Here is a 16,646-nt window from a genome sequence, read left to right on the forward strand (position 1 = left end):
GGCGTGGGCATCGCCGCGGTGCAGGTCGCGCGCCTGCGCGGCGCCGTCGCGGTCGCAACCGCGAGCCGCCCGGAAAAGCTCGCGGCGCTGGCATCCTTCGGCGCGGTGGCCGTCAACTACCGGCAGGACGACGTCGCCGCCGCGGCCCGCGCGGCCTGCCCGGACGGCGTCGATGTCGTGCTCGATCTCGCCGGCGCGGACCATGCCGCGACGAGCATCGCCGCGCTCAGGCCGCGCGGCCGGATCGTCCACATCTCGAGCGGCAGCGCCCCGGCGATAGGCCTCCCGCTCCGGGATCTGATGGCCAAGGAGGCGCAGGTGACGGGCGGGCTGCTGCGGCCGCAGCCGCTCGCGCGGAAGGCCGCCTTCGCGGAACGCCTGCGCGCCGAGCTCCTGCCGGAGATCGGCCGCGGCATCCGGCCGCTCGTCGACACGGTCTTCCCCCTCGAGGACGCGGCCGAGGCCCATCGGCGGATCGAATCCCGCGCGGCCATCGGCAAGGTCGTGCTCGTGCCCGGGGCAGGCTGAAGGCCCCGGCCCACCCATTCCAAGGAGCGATCTCGTGAAGCTCGAGAACAAGTTCGAAGTACCGCGCAGCCCCGACGACACGTTCGCGACACTCCTCGACGTGCCGCAGATCGTGGGCTGCGTCCCCGGCGCGGAGCTGGTCTCCGAGGAGCCGGACGGCGTCTACAAGGGCCGCGTCTCGATCCGCCTCGGACCGGTCGCGCTGAAGTTCAACGGCACCGCGACGATCGCCGAGAGCGATCCGGTCGCCCGCACCGCGCTCGTCCGCGCCAAGGGTTCCGACCAGCAGGGCCGCGGCAATGCCGGGGCGACCACCAGGATGCAGGTGCTGCCTGCGGACGGCGGATCGCTCGTCGTCCTGGAGACCGAGCTGCAGCTTTCCGGGCTGGTGGCGCAATATGGCCGCGCCTCCGGCGTCATCGCGGCGGTCTCCAACGAGATCATCGCCTCGTTCGCGCGGTCGCTGCGCGCCAGGATCGCCGGACCCGCACCCGCGCCTGTCGAGGGCGGCGCGGAGAACGCGGCCGCACCGGCAGAGGGCGCCCCACCTCCGGCCGCCCAGCCGGAGGAGAAGCCGAAGGCGCTCGGAATCGGCTTCTTCCTGAAGGCGCTGCTCGTGGCGCTCGGCCTCCGCCGCGCCGGCGCCGACGAAGCCCGGCAGCGGGGTTGAGCTCCTTGCGCCGCCAGTCCGCAGACCCGGTGAACGGCCACGGACCGCCGGATGACGGCGCCGGGGCCGTCGAGCGTTCGACGCTGCGCCGCTCGCTCGACGTGCTGCTGGCGGTCGCGGAGGCCGGCGAGCAGGCGACGCTGCCGCAGATCGCGCGCACGCTCGACCTGCCGCACGCGACGGTCCATCGCATCGTCCGGAAGCTCGTCGCGGAGGATCTCGTTGCGCAGGATCCCGAGCGCGGCCTCGCGGTCGGGCCGGCCGCCTTCAAGCTCGCTTCGCGGCTCGGCAAGGCGATCTCGTTCGAGCAGCTCGCGCGTCCGAACATGCGCCAGCTCGTGGCCGAGACGGGCGAGACCGTGACGCTCAACCGGTATCTCGAATCCGATGGCCGCACCGTCATCGCGGCGATCGAGGAGAGCGACCGGGTCCTCTCCTTCGCGCTCGAGGTCGGCGAGCTGAAGCATCTCAATGCCGGCGCGAGCGGCAAGGTCGTGATGGCCTTCCTCTCGCCGGAGCAGATCGACCAGGTGGTCGCGCGCCACGGCCTGCCGGGATCGACGCCGGGGACCGTGACCGACAGGGCGACCCTGGAAGACCATCTCCGAGCCATTCGGGACCGGGGCTTCGCCGTCTCCCACAGCGAGCGCATCGCCGGCGCGGTCGGGGTGGCCGCGCCGATCTTCGCCGAAGGCGGCCGCATCTTCGGATCGCTCGTGGTCACGACCCCGGAGCACCGCTTCCTGGAGGAAAACCGCGAGCCGTTCAGCCGCGCCGTGCGGGCGCATGCCGAGGCGATCTCCCAGCTCCTCGGCCACGCGCCGCCGCCGGCCGCGTCCTCTCCCCACCGCCACGCAAGCGAAAACGCATGAAGCCATCTCCCTTCACCTATCACGATCCGCAGTCGGTCGCCGAAACGGCGGCGATCCTCTCCGAGGTCGAGGACTGCCGGCTCCTCGCCGGCGGCCAGTCGCTGATGCCGATGATGAACTTCCGGTTCGTCCAGCCGTCAAACCTCGTCGACCTGAACGGCGTGCGGGAGCTCGCCTTTGTCCGGGAGGATGCAGGCCGCATCGCGTTCGGCGCGATGACCCGGCAGCGCACGCTCGAGCGCTCGGCGGGCCTGCGCGAATCCTGCCCGATCATCCCGCTCGCGCTGAGCCATGTCGGCCACCGGCAGACGCGGGCGCGCGGCACGATCGGCGGTTCGCTCTGCCATTTCGATCCGTCGGCCGAGCTCTGCAATCTTGCCGCGCTCCACGAGGCTGAGCTCGTCCTGGCCCGCCGCGGCGGCGAGCGGGCGCTGCCCTTCGCGGAATTCGGGGTCGGCTATCTCACGACGGCGGTCGAGCCGGACGAGTTCCTCCGCGAGGTCCGGTTCCGCCGCTGGCCGCAGGGGCACGGCTACGCCTTCGAGGAATTCGCCATGCGTCACGGCGATTTCGCCATCTGCGCGATCTCGTGCCTCGTCACGCTCGCGCCGTCCGGCGCGGTCGACGACATCGCGATCGCCGTCTCCGGCGTCGGCGCGGTGCCCTTCCGGCTCGGCGAGGCCGAGGCGTCCGCGCGGGGCGAGCGCCCCGGCCACGATCTCTACCGCGCGCTCGCGACGGCGGCGTCGAAGGTCGAGGCGATGTCCGATTCCTACGTGAGCGCCGGCTACCGCCAGCACCTCGCCCGGATCCTCACCTACCGGGCGGTCAAGTCAGCAGTCGAAAACGCAGGAATGAGAGCCGCGGCATGAGCCAGACGCGCAGCATCGCCGTCACCGTGAACGGCAGGACATACGAGAAGACGGTCGAGACGCGGCGAACGCTGGTCGACTTCCTGCGGGTCGATCTCGGCCTGACCGGCACGCATATCGGCTGCGAGCACGGCGCCTGCGGCGCCTGCACGGTGCGGGTGGAGGGCGAGGCCGTCCGCTCCTGCCTGATGCTCGCCGTCCAGGCGAACGGCAAGTCGATCGTCACGGTCGAAGGGCTCGCACAGGGCAACGCGCTCAATCCGCTCCAGCAGGCGTTCTGGGAGAAGAACGGCCTTCAGTGCGGCTTCTGCACGCCGGGCATGCTGATGACCATCTCCGAGTTCCTGGAGGAGGTGCCGTCGCCGACCGAGGAGGAGGTGCGCGAGGCGCTCTCCGGAAATGTCTGCCGCTGCACCGGCTACCAGGCCATCGTCGACGCCGTGCTCCAGGTCGCGGCCCAGGCGCGTGCCGAGAAGGAGGCCGTCTGATGGGCGTCAGGATGTTCGGCGCGAGCGTCAAGCGCAAGGAGGATCCCGCCTTCCTCAGCGGCAAGGGCCGCTATGTCGACGACATCGTGCTGCCGAACATGGCTTACGCGGCCTTCGTCCGCAGCCCGTTCGGCCATGCCCGGATCAACGGCATCGACAAGTCGGCGGCGCTTGCGGTTCCGGGCGTGCTCGCGGTGCTCGCCTATGACGACCTTCCCGAGACCCTGAAAGAGCGGCCGCTGCCGCTCTTCGTGCAGGTCGCGGCGCTGTCGCAGCCGAAGATGCCCTACACGCTCGCGGTCGACGAGGTCCGCTATGTGGGTGAGCCCGTGGCGGTGGTGGTGGCCGAGAGCCGCTACATCGCGGAGGACGCCGCCGCGCTCGTCGACGTCGACTACGAGCCGTTGCCGGCGGTCGCGGACTGCCTCGCCGCGCTCGCGCCGGGCGCGCCGCCGGTCCATGCCGGCAGCGACAACAATGTCGCGGCCCGCATGCCGAGCAAGATCGGCGACGTCGAGGCCGCCTTCGCGGGCGCGCCCCACATCTTCAAGGAGCGCATCTTCCAGCATCGCGGCGGGGCGTTCTTCATGGAATGCCGCGGCGCGATCGGCAGCTACGATCCGGTGCTGAACAGCCTGCTGATGTATATCAGCTCGCAGGGCGCCCACCGCATCAAGCGCGGCCTGCTCGACCTCTTCGATCTCGGCGACCACCAGATCCGGGTCGTCACGCCGGATGTCGGCGGCGGGTTCGGCCCGAAGGGCTCGCTCTACGTGGAATATCCGGCGGTCGCCGCCTGCTCGATGCTGCTCGGCCGGCCGGTCAAGTGGATCGAGGACCGGCGCGAGAACTTCGTCGCGACCCACCAGGAGCGGGACCAGTACTGGGACGTCGAGATCGCCGTCGACGGCAATGCCAAGATCCTCGGCGTCCGCGGGACCATGACGCACGACAACGGCGCCTACACGCCCTGGGGCATCGTCCTGCCCTGGATCTCGGTCGCGACCGTCCCCGGGCCCTACGTGGTCCCGGCATTCCATATCGACATGATCTCGGTGCTGACGAACAAGGTGCCGGCGACGCCCGTCCGCGGCGCCGGACGTCCGCAGGCGGTCGTCGTCATGGAGCGGCTGATGGACCGGGTCGCGCTCGAGCTCGGCCTCGATCCCGCCGAGGTCCGCCGGCGCAACTTCATCCAGCCCGAGCAGATGCCGTACAAGGTCGGCCTCATCTTCCGCGACGGCCGTCCGGTCACCTATGACAGCGGGGACTACCCGGCCTGCCAGGCCGCCGCGCTCGACGCCATCGGCTACGAGGGCTTCCGCGCCCGCCAGGAGAAGGCCCGGCAGGAGGGCCGCTATATCGGCATCGGGATCGGCAATGCCGTCGAAGGCACCGGCCTCGGCCCCTATGAGGGCGCGACCGTCCGCGTGGCGACGAACGGCAGGCTGGTCGTCTATACCGGCGCCACCCCGCAGGGGCAGTCGCACAAGACGACGCTGGCCCAGATCGCGGCCGATCATTTCGGGGTCGGCATCGACGACATCTCGGTCGAGACCTCGGACACGGCCACCATCTCGCTCGGCGTCGGCTCGTTCGCGGCGCGCACCGCCGTCAATGCGGGCTCCTCGGTCCATCTTGCGGCGACCAAGGTCGCCGAGAAGATCAAGCTCGTGGCGGCCGACATGCTCGAGGTCTCGCCCGACGATCTCGAGCTCAAGGACGGCTTCGTCCACGTGAAGGGGGTGGAGGAGGTCCGCAAGAGCTTCCGCGAGGTCGCCGTCAAGGCGATCGGCATGCCCGGCTTCTCGATGGCCGGCGGGCTCGAGCCGGGTCTCGAGCATACCGCCTATTTCACGCCCGACCAGTCGACCTATGCGAACGGGACGACCGTCACGGAGGTCGAGGTCGATATCGAGACCGGCCGCGTGAAGATCCTGCGTCTCGTGCTCGCCCATGATTGCGGCCGGGTCATCAACCCGCTCGTCGTCGACGGGCAGATCGTGGGCGGCGTCGCGCACGGCGTCGGCAACGCGCTCTACGAGCGTCTCGTCTATGACGACGAGGGCCAGCCGCTCTCGACCAATTTCGGCGAGTATCTCCTGCCGCTCGCGGCCGACGTGCCCCGCGTCGAGATCGTCCACCAGGAGACGCCGAGTCCGCTCAACCCGCTCGGCATCAAGGGCGCCGGCGAGGGCGGCACGATCCCGACCACGGCGTCGGTCATCGGGGCGATCGAGGATGCGCTGTCGCCGTTCGGGGTGCGCATCGCCGAGGCGCCGATCTCGCCGCAACGCATCGTCGAACTGCTAGGGGAGGCCGCGCTCGGTCGCACGAGATGAAGCAGGTCAGCGTCAACCAGCTGCCGAGCAGCTATGCGGAGCGCCTGCTCGGGGCGCTCAGGCTCTTCGCGGAGCATTCCGACGTCCTCACCATCAAGGAGGTCGGCGAGAAGCTCGGCCTGCCGCCGAGCTCGGCCCATCGCGTGCTCGAGCCGCTCGTCGAGCTCGGCCTCGTCGAGCGCGCGCCCCAGCGGCGCTACCGGATCGGGACCGAGTTCTTCCGGATCGCGATGCGCGTCCAGGACCGGTTCGAGATCGTCAGCCTCGCCAGGCCCCTCGTCGAGGAGGCGGCCGAGCGCACCGGCGAGACATGCCTGCTGGCGCTCCTCGCGCCGTCCCGCCGCCGGATCGTGCTCGCCTACAAGGCCGACACCAAGCTGCCGCTCCGGTTCAAGTTCGATCTCCTGGAGAACATCACGCCGGCCTGGGGCTCGCTCGGCCGCGCCATCATGGCCTGGCTCAGCCCGACGGACCTCGCCCGCATCATCGAGGAGGCCGGGCCTTCGCCGGTGACCGGGCAGATGCTGCCGAGCCTCGACCAGCTCCAGAAGGAGTTCGTCGAGATAAGGCGCCGCGGCGTCGCGTCCAGCAAGGGACAGCGGGGAGCGTCGGACGCCTACGGCATCTCCGCGCCCTTCTTCGACGCCAACGGACAGGTGCGCGGGGCGATCGGTGTCGTCGCGCCCGAGTTCCGGGTGGGCCAGGATGCCGCCGCCAACACGGCCCAGGTGGTGAAGCGGCAGGCGGCGGAGCTTTCGCGGCTCTGCGGCCACCGCGTCAACGAGACCCGCACGGGCTAGCGGGGGGGGGCCGGCCAGCGCGGCCGGCCGTCCTGTCCGGACGGGAAGGAAGCGGACGAAGGCCGGAGCCGGACCGGCGGATCGCGCCGTGCGGTTCCGGCACGGCGGAAGAACGCGAAACAGGCGCCTGGCGCACGGAGGAAGCGGACCGAGATGGACGTCAGCATGTTGGACGCGGCGTGGCAGGCGCTGGTTGTGATCGCCGATCCGATGCGCCTCCTTGTTCTGTGCTGCGGGGTCGTTCTGGGCCTCGTGTTCGGGATCCTGCCGGGGATCGGGGGCCTGGCGGGGACGGCGCTGCTCTTGCCGTTCACCTTCGCGATGGACCCGGCGACGGCGTTCGCGTTCCTGCTCGGTCTCGGGGCGACGACGTCGACGGGCGACCCGATCCCGGCGATCATGTTCGGGGTTCCGGGCGGGGCGGGATCGGCGGCGACGGTTCTCGACGGTCTGCCGCTCGCCCGGCGCGGCGAGGCCGGGCGGGCGCTGAGCGCGGCCTACATGTCGTCGATGCTGGGCGGGCTGTTCGGGGCGGCGCTGATGGGGGTGTCGCTGCCGTTCCTGCGGCCGCTTTTGCTCCAGCTCGGCTCGCCGGAGCTGCTCGCCTTCTCGATCTTCGGGATCTCGATGGTGGCGATGCTGGCGGGCAATGCGCCGCTGAAGGGGCTGGCGGCGGCCGGGCTCGGGCTGATGATCTCGATGATCGGCACCGACCCGCAGTCCGGCACGCTCCGCTGGACGCTCGGCACGCTCTATCTGTGGGAGGGGCTGCCGCTGGTTCCGGTGGTGCTCGGCCTGTTCGCGCTGCCGGAGCTTTGCGACCTCCTCGTCACGCGCACGACGATCGCCACCGGCAGCCGGTTCGACGCCCGGAGCGGGATGGCGCAGGGGGCGAAGGACTGCTTCCGGCACTGGTGGCTGGTGCTGCGCTGTAGCTGGATCGGTGCCGGCTTCGGGGCGATCCCGGGAATCGGCGGCTCGGTGATCGACTGGCTCGCCTACGGCCATGCGCTGCGCACCGAGAAGGGGGCGCAGGAGACCTTCGGGCGCGGCGACATACGCGGGGTGATCGCCTCGGAGAGCTCGAACAACGCGAAGGAGGGCGGGGCGCTGGTGCCGACGGTCGCCTTCGGCGTGCCGGGCAGCGCGACCATGGCGATCCTGCTCGGCGCCTTCCTGATCCACGGCCTGGTGCCGGGCCCGGAGATGCTGACGACCAATCTCAGCCTGACCTATTCGATGGTGTGGAGCATCGCGATCGCCAACGTGCTTGGGGCGGGGCTGTGCTACGCCTTCAGCGGCCAGTTCGCCAAGCTCGCCACCATCCGCTACACGCTGATCCTGCCCTCGGTGCTGGCCATCATCTATGTCGGGGCGTTCGAGGGGACGCGCAGCTGGGGCGACCTCTACACGCTGCTCATCTTCGGGGTGCTGGGATGGGCGATGAAGCACCTGAAGTGGCCGCGGCCGCCGCTGGTGCTGGCCTTCGTGCTCGGCGAGACGATCGAGCGCTACATGTTCATCTCGGTGGAGCGCTACGGCACCGACTGGTTCACCCGGCCGCTGGTGGTGATCCTGCTGCTGCTGGCGCTGGTCGGGCTGCTGCGGCCGTTCGTCCAGGACATCCGGGCCCATGGCGGGCTCGGGCCGATGCTCGGCAGCCTCTCCCGGCCGCGCCTGCGCTGGAGCCAGCTCGCCTTCGTGGCGCTGCTGGGGGTGGTGGCGCTGATGCTGTCGCAGGCCTGGTCCTGGTCCTTCGACGCCAAGGCGGTGCCGATGATCGTGGGCTTCTTCACGATCGCGATCGCCGCGGCGGCCCTGTTCGGCCAGGTCTTCCTCCGCCCGGCCGTCCGCCCGGCGGAGGCGGAGGCGGCGGCGGGCCCGGCCAGGCCGAAGGTGTCGCAGCGCATCCACATGGACCTCGAATCGGAGCATGGCGACCTGCCGCGCCGGCTGGTCTTCGCGCGCGCGGGGCGCTTCTTCGGCTGGCTCGCCGGCTTCATGCTGTCGATGGCGACGATCGGGATCGTGGCCACCGTGCCGATCTTCGTCGTCGCCTTCATGCGGGTGGAGGGCCGCGAGCGCTGGCGCCTCGTGCTGCCCCAGGCCGCGCTTCTCTGCGCCTTCGTCTATTTCGTGTTCGACCGGCTCCTCGCCATCCCCTGGCCGCCGACCCTCATCGGCCAGTGGCTTCAGATCTGAGCAGCACGCAAGCCACGCCGAAACCGGCGAAACCCGGGATCGGATCCGCGGAATTCCGCATCGCGGAACCAATTCCGCAAGAAATAATGTACAGTATCATGTATATATCCGCTCCGGATGGCCAGTAAAAGCAGAACGAATAAGAACACGTTCTTGCCATCTGGCGTATTTGCCACCTCAAGGGAGGACGATTTGATGAAACTGACCCGTTCAATTCTGCTTGCATGCGCGATCGGACTGTCGGCCGGCGCGGCGCAGCCGGCGGCGGCGCAGGAAGAGCCGTTCTACCACGGCAAGACGGTGACCATCCTGGTGGGCTTCGGGCCGGGCGGCGGCTACGATCTCTTCGCCCGCCTGCTCTCGAAGCACCTGCCGGAGCACATTCCCGGCGCGCCGACGATCGTGGTGGAGAACATGGGCGCGGCAGGCGGGCTGCCGGCCGCCAACCGCGTCTATGCGGTGGCGCCGAAGGACGGCACCGTCATCGCCTCGGTCAACGCCTCGCTCATCGTCTACGACCTCGTCGGCGGGAGCGCTGCCGAATATGACGCGAAGAAGCTGCAATGGCTCGGCAGCGGCACCAATTCCAACAACTCGATCCTCACCTGGCACACGTCCGGCGTGAAGACGATCGAGGATGCGCAGAAGACGGAGATTCCGGTCGGCGCCTCGGGCCCGGCTTCCACCTCCTACATCTATCCGGCCCTCGCGAACGCCGTCATCGGCACGAAGTTCAAGATCATCAACGGCTACAAGGGCAGCAACTCGCTCGACCTGGCGCTCGAATCCGGCGAGATCTCCGGCCGCTCGGGCGCCAACCTCAACAGCCTCTTCGCCCGCAACGCCGACTGGGTGAAGGACAAGAAGATCAACTTCCTGGTCCAGATCGGCTACGAGCGCGATCCCGCCTTGCCGGACGTGCCCGTCCTCGGCGAGCTCGTCAGCGATCCCGAGGACAAGCAGATCGTCGACCTGATCACGCTGTCGACCGCCTTCGGGTACAATTACTGGGTGGCGCCGGAGGTGCCCGCGGACCGGGTCGAGACGCTGCAGAAGGCCTTCGACGAGACCTTCGCCGACCCGGATTTCGTCGCCGATGCGGAGAAGGCGGGCTTCGAGGTCCGCGCGCAGTCCGGCAAGGATCTCCAGAAGCGCATGTCCGACGTGAGCAACCTCTCCGACAAGGTCATCGCGCGGACGAGGGAGATCCTCAGCATCCAGTAGCACCTCGGGCTGCGCCGCCCGGCCCCGTTCCCGCGGGTCCCGGGCGCCGGCCCCCGAAGCGGACGGAAGGCCTCATGACGACGCACGAATTCATGGTTGCCGAGCGCGGCAACGTCGCGACCATCGACCTCAACCGCCCGGACGAGGGCAACGCCCTCACCCGGCCGATGATGATCGAGCTCGCCGCCGCCATCAGGGCGTGCGGCGACCGCGAGGAGAACCGCCTCGTGGCGATCCGGGCGAGCGGGTCGCATTTCTGCCGGGGCCGGGACGGCCGCGGCGAGCCGAAGGACTATCCGTCGCCATGGGAGCGGCGGACGCAGGCCATGGGCGCGGTGCTCGGCGTCTACGATGCGATCGCGGCCTGTCCCGTGCCCGTCGCCGCCTTCGTGCAGGGCCCGGCGATCGGCTTCGGCGCGGCCCTTGCCGGCGCCTGCGACATCACGCTCGCCTCCGCTGCCGCGAGCTTCGCCTTCTCCGAGATCGAGCACGGCATTCCGCCGACCATGGCGATGGCGGCGGTGATCCGGAACGTCCCGCGCAAGGCGCTCGGCTACCTCATCTATTCGGCCGAGACGGTCGGCGCGGAGGAGGCCCGCGCCCTCGGCCTGGCGAGCAAGGTCCTGCCCGCGGAGGGGTTCGACGCCGCGGCCGAGGCCTTCGCCGCCGGCCTCGCGCGGCGCCCGCGGCTCGTGCTCGAGACGATCAAGCGCTTCCAGGCCGGCGCCGAAGGCCTCTCGCCGCAGATGCTGTCCGAATATGCCGGCACGCTCCTCGCGCTGGTGAGGTCGTGATGGCGTTCCGGCGCCGCTCGGGAGACGAGACATGAGATACCGCCTGAAATCGGGGCTCTCGATCCGCTACAAGACGCGGGGGATCGGGCCGACCATGCTCCTCCTCCATCCCGTTGGCCTGACGGGCGATTTCTGGGACGCGGTGATCGCGCGGCTGGAGACCGAGTTCCGGCTCATCGCGCCGGATGCGCGCGGCCACGGCGAGAGCGACGTCCCGTCCGGGCCGTTCGGCCTCGACGACCTCGCCGACGATGCGATCGAGCTCCTCCGCGCCGTCGGCGCCCCGCCGGCCTTCGTGGTCGGCTGCTCGATGGGCGGCATGACCGCCCAGGGCATCGCCCTCAAGGCGCCGGAGCTCCTGCGCGGCGTGGTCTCGGCCAACACGACCCACACCCGCGACGAGGCCGGCCGCGCGATGATCGAGAAGCGCGCTCTCGCCGCCGAGAAGGGCATGCCGGGGGTCATCGAGACCACCATCACGCGCTGGTTCGACGAAGCCTTCCGCGCCGTCCGGCCCGATGTGGTCGGGCCGATCACCGAGTGCCTGCTCTCGGCCGATCCGATCGCGCATGCCTGGGCATGGCGCGCGATCCGGGACCTCGCCTATGGCGGCAGGCTCCGGGAGGTCACGGTCCCGGCGCTCGCGATCGCGGGCACCACGGACCGCTCCGCCAGCCCCGATTCCGTACGCAAGGTCGCCGAGGCGTTCGGCAACGGCCGCTTCTACGAGATCGACGCCGGCCATCTGGCCCCGGTCGAGAAGCCCGACGCCTTCGCCGCCGCTCTGCGGGATTTCGCCCGCTCCATCGCCTGAGAGCGCCGGTTCGCCGGTTGAGAAAAGAGGACCCGATGCTCCACTCGCCAGATGCGCGCAAGGACCAGGCGCAGCCGCCGCTCGATTTCCAGGACCATCTCGCCGCGCTGGAGCGGGAGGGACTGCTCGTCCGCATCGACCGGCCGATCAACAAGGACACCGAGCTCCATCCGCTCGTCCGCTGCCAGTTCCTCGGCAACATCCCCGAGGACGAGCGCCGCGCCTTCCTGTTCACGAACGTGGTCGATTCCAAGGGCAGGCATTACGACATGCCGGTCGTGCTCGGGGCGCTGGCCGCCTCGCCCCGCATCTATGCCCGCGGCATGGGCCGGCCGGTGGAGGAGATCGGCGACGCCTGGAGCCGGGCGGTCGCCGCGCCGATCGACCCGGTCGAGGTGGATTCGGCGCCGTGCCAGGAGGTCGTGATCGAGGGCGAGGCGCTGCGGAGCGCCGGCGGCGGCCTCGCGGCGCTGCCGGTCCCGGTCTCCACGCCGGGCTTCGATTCGGCGCCCTACCTGACCGCGACGCTCTGCATCACGCGCGACCCGGAGACGGGGATCCAGAACACCGGCATGTACCGCGCCGCGCTCAAGGCGACCGATCGCCTGGCGGTGCGCATGGTCGCCAAGCCCGGCGGCGCCGGCGGCTGGGTGCACTGGCTGAAATATCGCGAGCGCGGCGAGAAGATGCCCATCGCGATCGTGCTCGGCGCCGCGCCGGTGGTGGTCTTCACCTCGCCGCAGAAGCTCCGGCTCGATCTCGACGAATTCGCGGTCGCCGGCGGCCTCGCCGGCCGGCCGATCGAGCTCGTGAAGGCGAAGACGGTGGACATCATGGTCCCGGCCAGCGCCGAGATCGTGATCGAGGGGCTGATCGATCCGGATCTCCTCGAGCCCGAGGCCCCGTTCGGCGAAAGCAACGGCTACGTGGCGCTCGAGGCGTTCAACATGCCGATGCAGGTGACCGCGATCACGCACCGCCGCAACGCCGTCTTCAACGCCATCATCAGCCAGGTGACGCCGAGCGAATCGAGCGTGATCAAGAAGGTGGCCTACGAGCCGCTGTTCCTGAACCATCTCAAGAACCACCTGAACGTGAAGGGCATCAGGCGGGTCGTGCTGCACGAGCCGCTCACCAACCTGCGCCCGGTGGTGTTCCTGCAATTCGCCGCCGACACGCCGAAGGCGGAGGTCTGGCGCGGGCTGCAGGGCGTCACGAGCTTCCAGGCGGGCATCGGCAAGGTCGCGATCGCGGTGAGCGAGGACGTCGATCCGAACTCCGTCGACGCCGTCCTCTGGTCGATCGCCTATCGCTGCAAGCCGATCGAGGACATCCACATCATGCCCTATCGCGGCCCGGTGCAGGGCGCGCAATACAGCGGCACGAAGACCGATTCCACCCTGATGATCGACGCGACGCGGAAGGGGCCGCTGCCGCCGCTCGCCTTGCCGGCGCGCGAATATATGGAGCACGCCGTCGCGCTCTGGGAGGAGCTCGGCCTGCCCGCGCTGAAGCTCGGCTCGCCGTGGCACGGCTACACGCTCGGCGACTGGAACGAGCGCTGGGATCTGTTCGCGCGCCGGGCCGTCGAGGGCGACTGGGAACTGAGCGGGCTCGAGACGCTGGCCAGGCAGAGGTCCGGCCTCGATGCGGAGACGCCGGTCCGCAAGGTGGAAGGCTGAGCGCGGCCGCCACCGGAAGCCGGGCCGGCCGGGAACGGGATCGGGCGCCCACGCGCGCCCTCGCAGGACAAGGAAGAACATAGCCATGAACGCGCTGATGACCGGCACGCTCGAATATCTGAGGCACCCCCTCGTCGCCAACGTGACGAAGGGCATGAAGGTCCTCGTCGTCACCGACACCGCGCACGATCCGCGCGTCTGGCAGGCCATCATGAGCATCCTGTCGGAGCTCGGCGCCGACGCCACGCTCGCCCTCTTCGATCCGCGCCCGGCCGATTATTACGATCCGCCGCAGCCGGTCTGCGAGGCGATGAAGACGGTCGACCTCAACATCCTGATCGCCTCGACCGGCATGCTCCACTCGCATGCGAACTCGGCCGCGATGGATGCCGGCGTTCCCGTCATCTGCATGGATGGCGGCATGACGCTCGAGATGTTCCAGTCCGGCGCCGTCACCGAGAACCAGAAGGAGATGGCGCTCCGCCAGTATTACGTCGCCACCAACGTCTTCGGCCGCGCGGCGAAGATGTGCCGTGTGACGTCGAAGTACGGCTGCGACTTCTCCTACTCGGTGGAGGGCCGAATCTTCATTCCGAACCCGCCGTCCGACGATTTCGTGCCGTACAAGATCCAGAACGTCTCGAAGGTGCAGAACCGCAAGTCAAACCTGCTGCGCTTCCTCTATCCGAACGGCGAGTTCAACGTGCCGGCGGTCGAGGGCACCGGCAACGGCAAACTCGTGATCGATCTCTGCATGCACCAGATCGGCCGGCTGCACAGCCCGATCGAGCTGACCGTGGAGAACGGCCGGATCACCCGGATCGAGGGCGGGGCCGACGCCCATTTCCTGCGGAACTACCTCGCGGAATATGGCGACGAGAACGCCTATCTCTGCCCGGCCGAGGCCTCCGTCGGCATCAATTCCAAGGCGCAGATCCGCGGCGTGCAGCGCGAGGACAAGAACATCCTCGGTTCGATGCATTTCGGTCTCGGGACGAATGTCGATGTCGGCGGCACGATCCTCTCCAACATCCACATGGATGGCGTGCTCCTCGAGCCGACGCTCTATGTCGACGGCGAGAAGCGCATCGAGGACGGGCGCTTCCTGGTTCCCGTCGACCGCGCGCTCTGAGCCGGACCGGCAGCCGGCCAAGCCCGGCCGCCCGCCGCGCGGGCGTCACCCGGCGGCGCGCCCGGCGTTGAAGTGCACGCGGCCAAGCCCGGAGGCGTCGTAGCCGGGGCTCGCCGCGAGCCGCTCCGCGAAGAGGTCGGTGCGCAGGAAGGCGAGGAAGCGCTGGAACGGCTCCTCGAACCAGTCCGGCCGGCTCACCAGGAGATCGAAGCGCTCCCTGAGCACCGGCACGAAATCGAGCCGGTACTGGCGGGCGACCGAGCGCAGCCCGAACGCCGCGTCGGCGGATCCTTCCGCGACCGCGGAGGCCGCGTCGCTCTCGGTGCGCGCGGCATGGACGAAGTCGATCGTGGCGGGGTCGATCCCGGCGGCGGCGAGGAGGTCGAGGAGCAGGATCTGGCTGCCCGCCTGCTCCTGCCGCGGCACGACCCGCGCGGAGGCGAGATGCGCGGCGCCTTCGATCCGCTTCGGGTTGCCCGGCGCGACGAGGAATCCGCGCTCGCGCCAGGCCCATTCCACGAGCACGACGTCGCGGGCGGCGAAGCGGTCCCGCACCAGCGGAACGTTCCAGTCCTCGTCCGCGCGCCGGCGGACATGGAGGCCGGTGGCGATCCCCTCGTTGCGCTGGAAGCGGTCGAGGCCGTCCAGGCTGCCGTCGAAGAAGGTCGCGATCCCGCAGCGGGATTCCCGCACGGCCCAGTCGAGCAGCGGGTCGTGGCTGCCGAGAAGCACGCAGGCGGGAGCCGGCGCCGCACCCGGGGAGGAATCGTGGCTGGCGAGCCATGCCTCGATCCGGGAGCGCTGGAAGAGGAGCTTGCCGACGGCGCGCGTGCAGGGGATCTGGCCGGCGGCCGCGAGGTCGTAGACCCTGCGCTCCTTGAGGCGCAGCAGGTCGGCGACCTCCCGGGTCGTCATGAATTCCGTGTCCACGTGCGCCGCCATGCCGGTCAGAGCCATCGTTTCGGTGGCGATACAATAACCGCCTGATCGGTCTTGCCAATCCGTCGTTGATGAACCGCGCGCAGCGGACGGCGCGTGCTTCCGGCGCGTTCCGGGCCGGCGGGGGGCGTGCGTCAGGCCGAAATCACCGCCCAGCCAAGCCGCGGCGGCTCGAACGTGACGAGCTCGCCCTCCGCGCCGACCGGCAGCGGCGGCACCGGCGCCGCCTCCGCCTCCGCAAGCGTGATCCGCTCCTCGTTCGGCGGGAGCCCGTAGAAGGCCGGGCCGTTCAGGGAGGCGAACGCCTCCAGCCGCTCGAGCGCGCCCTCTTCGGCGAAGACCTGGGCATAGCAGGCGAGCGCGACCGGCGCGGAGAAGACGCCGGCGCAGCCGCAGGCGTTCTCCTTGAGGTGCTTCATGTGCGGGGCGGTGTCCGTCCCCAGGAAGAAGCAGGCCTCGCCGCCGGTGGCGGCGTTCCGGAGCGCCTCCTGATGGAGGCCGCGCTTCAGCACCGGCAGGCAGTAATAATGCGGGCGGATGCCGCCGACGAGGAGCGCGTTGCGGTTCAGCATGAGATGCTGCGGCGTGATCGTCGCGCCGAGCCGCGGCGCATGCGCGCGCACGAAATCCGCTCCCTCGCGCGTCGTGATGTGCTCCATCACGACCTTCAGGCCCTCGTGCTCGCGCAGGAGCGGGGCGAGCACCCGGTCGATGAAGACGGCTTCCCGGTCGAAGATGTCGATCGCCGGGTCGGTCACTTCGCCGTGGACGAGAAGCGGCATGCCCGCCCGCTCCATCGCCGCGAGCACCTCGCGGATGGCGGCGATGCTCGAAACGCCGAACTGGGAGTTCGTGGTCGCATGCGCGGGGTAGAGCTTCGCCGCGGTCAGCACGCCGTCGCGATGGCCGGCCACGAGGTCGGCCGGGTCCGTCGCCTCGGTGAGATAGGCCGTCATCAGCGGCGTGAAGCGCGCGCCGGCGGGCACGGCCGCCAGGATGCGCTCGCGATAGGCCGCCGCCGCCGCGGCGGTCGTCACCGGCGGCACGAGGTTCGGCATCACGATCGCCCGCCCGAAGTGCCGCGCCGTGAACGGGACGACCGTCCTCAGCATGGCGCCGTCGCGGAAATGGACGTGCCAGTCGTCCGGGCGTCGGATGGTGATCGCGGTCATCAGGCGTTCGGCTCCGGCAGGAGGGGCGTCGGGCGCGTGTCGCATGGCGGCTCCCGGCCGGCAATGCCCCCGTGGCGTTCCCTTTCCCGCGCCGCGACGCGGGACGGCCATGACG

The 16,646-nt window shown here is 70.1% G+C and carries 15 protein-coding genes; 13 read left to right on the plus strand and 2 right to left on the minus strand.

The genetic code is table 11. The features are described 5' to 3' along the window. The 13 genes from E4O86_RS12760 to E4O86_RS12820 all read left to right on the plus strand — a co-directional run. Positions 1–528, plus strand: a 528-nt coding sequence (locus tag E4O86_RS12760; RefSeq protein ID WP_161140931.1) for a zinc-binding dehydrogenase, incomplete at its 5' end; no start/stop codon positions are given. Between the two features lie 34 nt (positions 529–562). Next, complete coding sequence (locus E4O86_RS12765) at positions 563–1,198, plus strand: SRPBCC domain-containing protein (protein WP_161140932.1); 636 nt, start codon at positions 563–565, stop codon at positions 1,196–1,198. 29 nt (positions 1,199–1,227) lie between these two features. Then, positions 1,228–2,070 (plus strand): IclR family transcriptional regulator domain-containing protein, encoded by an 843-nt coding sequence (locus E4O86_RS12770; RefSeq protein WP_161140933.1) that lies wholly within the window; start codon positions 1,228–1,230, stop codon positions 2,068–2,070. Further along, positions 2,067–2,942 carry an FAD binding domain-containing protein gene (locus tag E4O86_RS12775; protein WP_161140934.1) on the plus strand — a complete coding sequence of 292 codons (876 nt, stop codon included), beginning with the start codon at positions 2,067–2,069 and terminating at the stop codon, positions 2,940–2,942. Before E4O86_RS12770 ends, E4O86_RS12775 begins: the two co-directional genes overlap by 4 nt. Continuing rightward, positions 2,939–3,430 carry a (2Fe-2S)-binding protein gene (locus tag E4O86_RS12780; protein ID WP_161140935.1) on the plus strand — a complete coding sequence of 164 codons (492 nt, stop codon included), beginning with the start codon at positions 2,939–2,941 and terminating at the stop codon, positions 3,428–3,430. The genes E4O86_RS12775 and E4O86_RS12780 overlap by 4 nt, the downstream gene beginning before the upstream one ends. Then, positions 3,430–5,772, plus strand: coding sequence for a xanthine dehydrogenase family protein molybdopterin-binding subunit (locus E4O86_RS12785; RefSeq protein ID WP_161140936.1), 2,343 nt, complete (start codon positions 3,430–3,432; stop codon positions 5,770–5,772). The genes E4O86_RS12780 and E4O86_RS12785 overlap by 1 nt, the downstream gene beginning before the upstream one ends. Further along, positions 5,769–6,572, plus strand: a complete 804-nt coding sequence (locus tag E4O86_RS12790) for an IclR family transcriptional regulator (protein WP_161140937.1) — start codon at positions 5,769–5,771, stop codon at positions 6,570–6,572. Before E4O86_RS12785 ends, E4O86_RS12790 begins: the two co-directional genes overlap by 4 nt. Positions 6,573–6,725: 153 nt before the next feature. After that, positions 6,726–8,774, plus strand: coding sequence for a tripartite tricarboxylate transporter permease (locus E4O86_RS12795; RefSeq protein WP_161140938.1), 2,049 nt, complete (start codon positions 6,726–6,728; stop codon positions 8,772–8,774). A gap of 195 nt (positions 8,775–8,969) precedes the next feature. After that, complete coding sequence (locus E4O86_RS12800; RefSeq protein ID WP_161140939.1) at positions 8,970–9,998, plus strand: Bug family tripartite tricarboxylate transporter substrate binding protein; 1,029 nt, start codon at positions 8,970–8,972, stop codon at positions 9,996–9,998. 74 nt (positions 9,999–10,072) lie between these two features. Then, on the plus strand, positions 10,073–10,792 hold the full coding sequence (locus E4O86_RS12805; protein ID WP_161140940.1) for an enoyl-CoA hydratase/isomerase family protein: 720 nt from the start codon (positions 10,073–10,075) through the stop codon (positions 10,790–10,792). A 31-nt stretch (positions 10,793–10,823) separates the two neighbouring features. Beyond that, positions 10,824–11,606: an alpha/beta fold hydrolase gene (locus E4O86_RS12810; protein WP_161140941.1), complete on the plus strand. Its 783-nt coding sequence runs from the start codon at positions 10,824–10,826 to the stop codon at positions 11,604–11,606. A gap of 35 nt (positions 11,607–11,641) precedes the next feature. Continuing rightward, positions 11,642–13,288 (plus strand): UbiD family decarboxylase, encoded by a 1,647-nt coding sequence (locus E4O86_RS12815; protein WP_161140942.1) that lies wholly within the window; start codon positions 11,642–11,644, stop codon positions 13,286–13,288. A gap of 85 nt (positions 13,289–13,373) precedes the next feature. Then, entirely contained in the window at positions 13,374–14,420 is a 1,047-nt protein-coding gene (locus E4O86_RS12820; protein ID WP_161140943.1) for an aminopeptidase, read from the plus strand. Between the two features lie 45 nt (positions 14,421–14,465). Here E4O86_RS12820 and E4O86_RS12825 read toward each other — a convergent pair whose 3' ends face one another. Together E4O86_RS12825 and pyrC are read right to left on the minus strand one after the other, a co-directional pair. Beyond that, entirely contained in the window at positions 14,466–15,377 is a 912-nt protein-coding gene (locus E4O86_RS12825; RefSeq protein WP_246206375.1) for a helix-turn-helix transcriptional regulator, read from the minus strand. Between the two features lie 116 nt (positions 15,378–15,493). Further along, positions 15,494–16,531, minus strand: coding sequence for a dihydroorotase (pyrC, locus tag E4O86_RS12830; protein ID WP_205520863.1), 1,038 nt, complete (start codon positions 16,529–16,531; stop codon positions 15,494–15,496). Positions 16,532–16,646 lie beyond the last annotated feature (115 nt).

Source organism: Propylenella binzhouense, assembly GCF_009866965.1.
GTDB lineage: Bacteria > Pseudomonadota > Alphaproteobacteria > Rhizobiales > Afifellaceae > Propylenella > Propylenella binzhouense.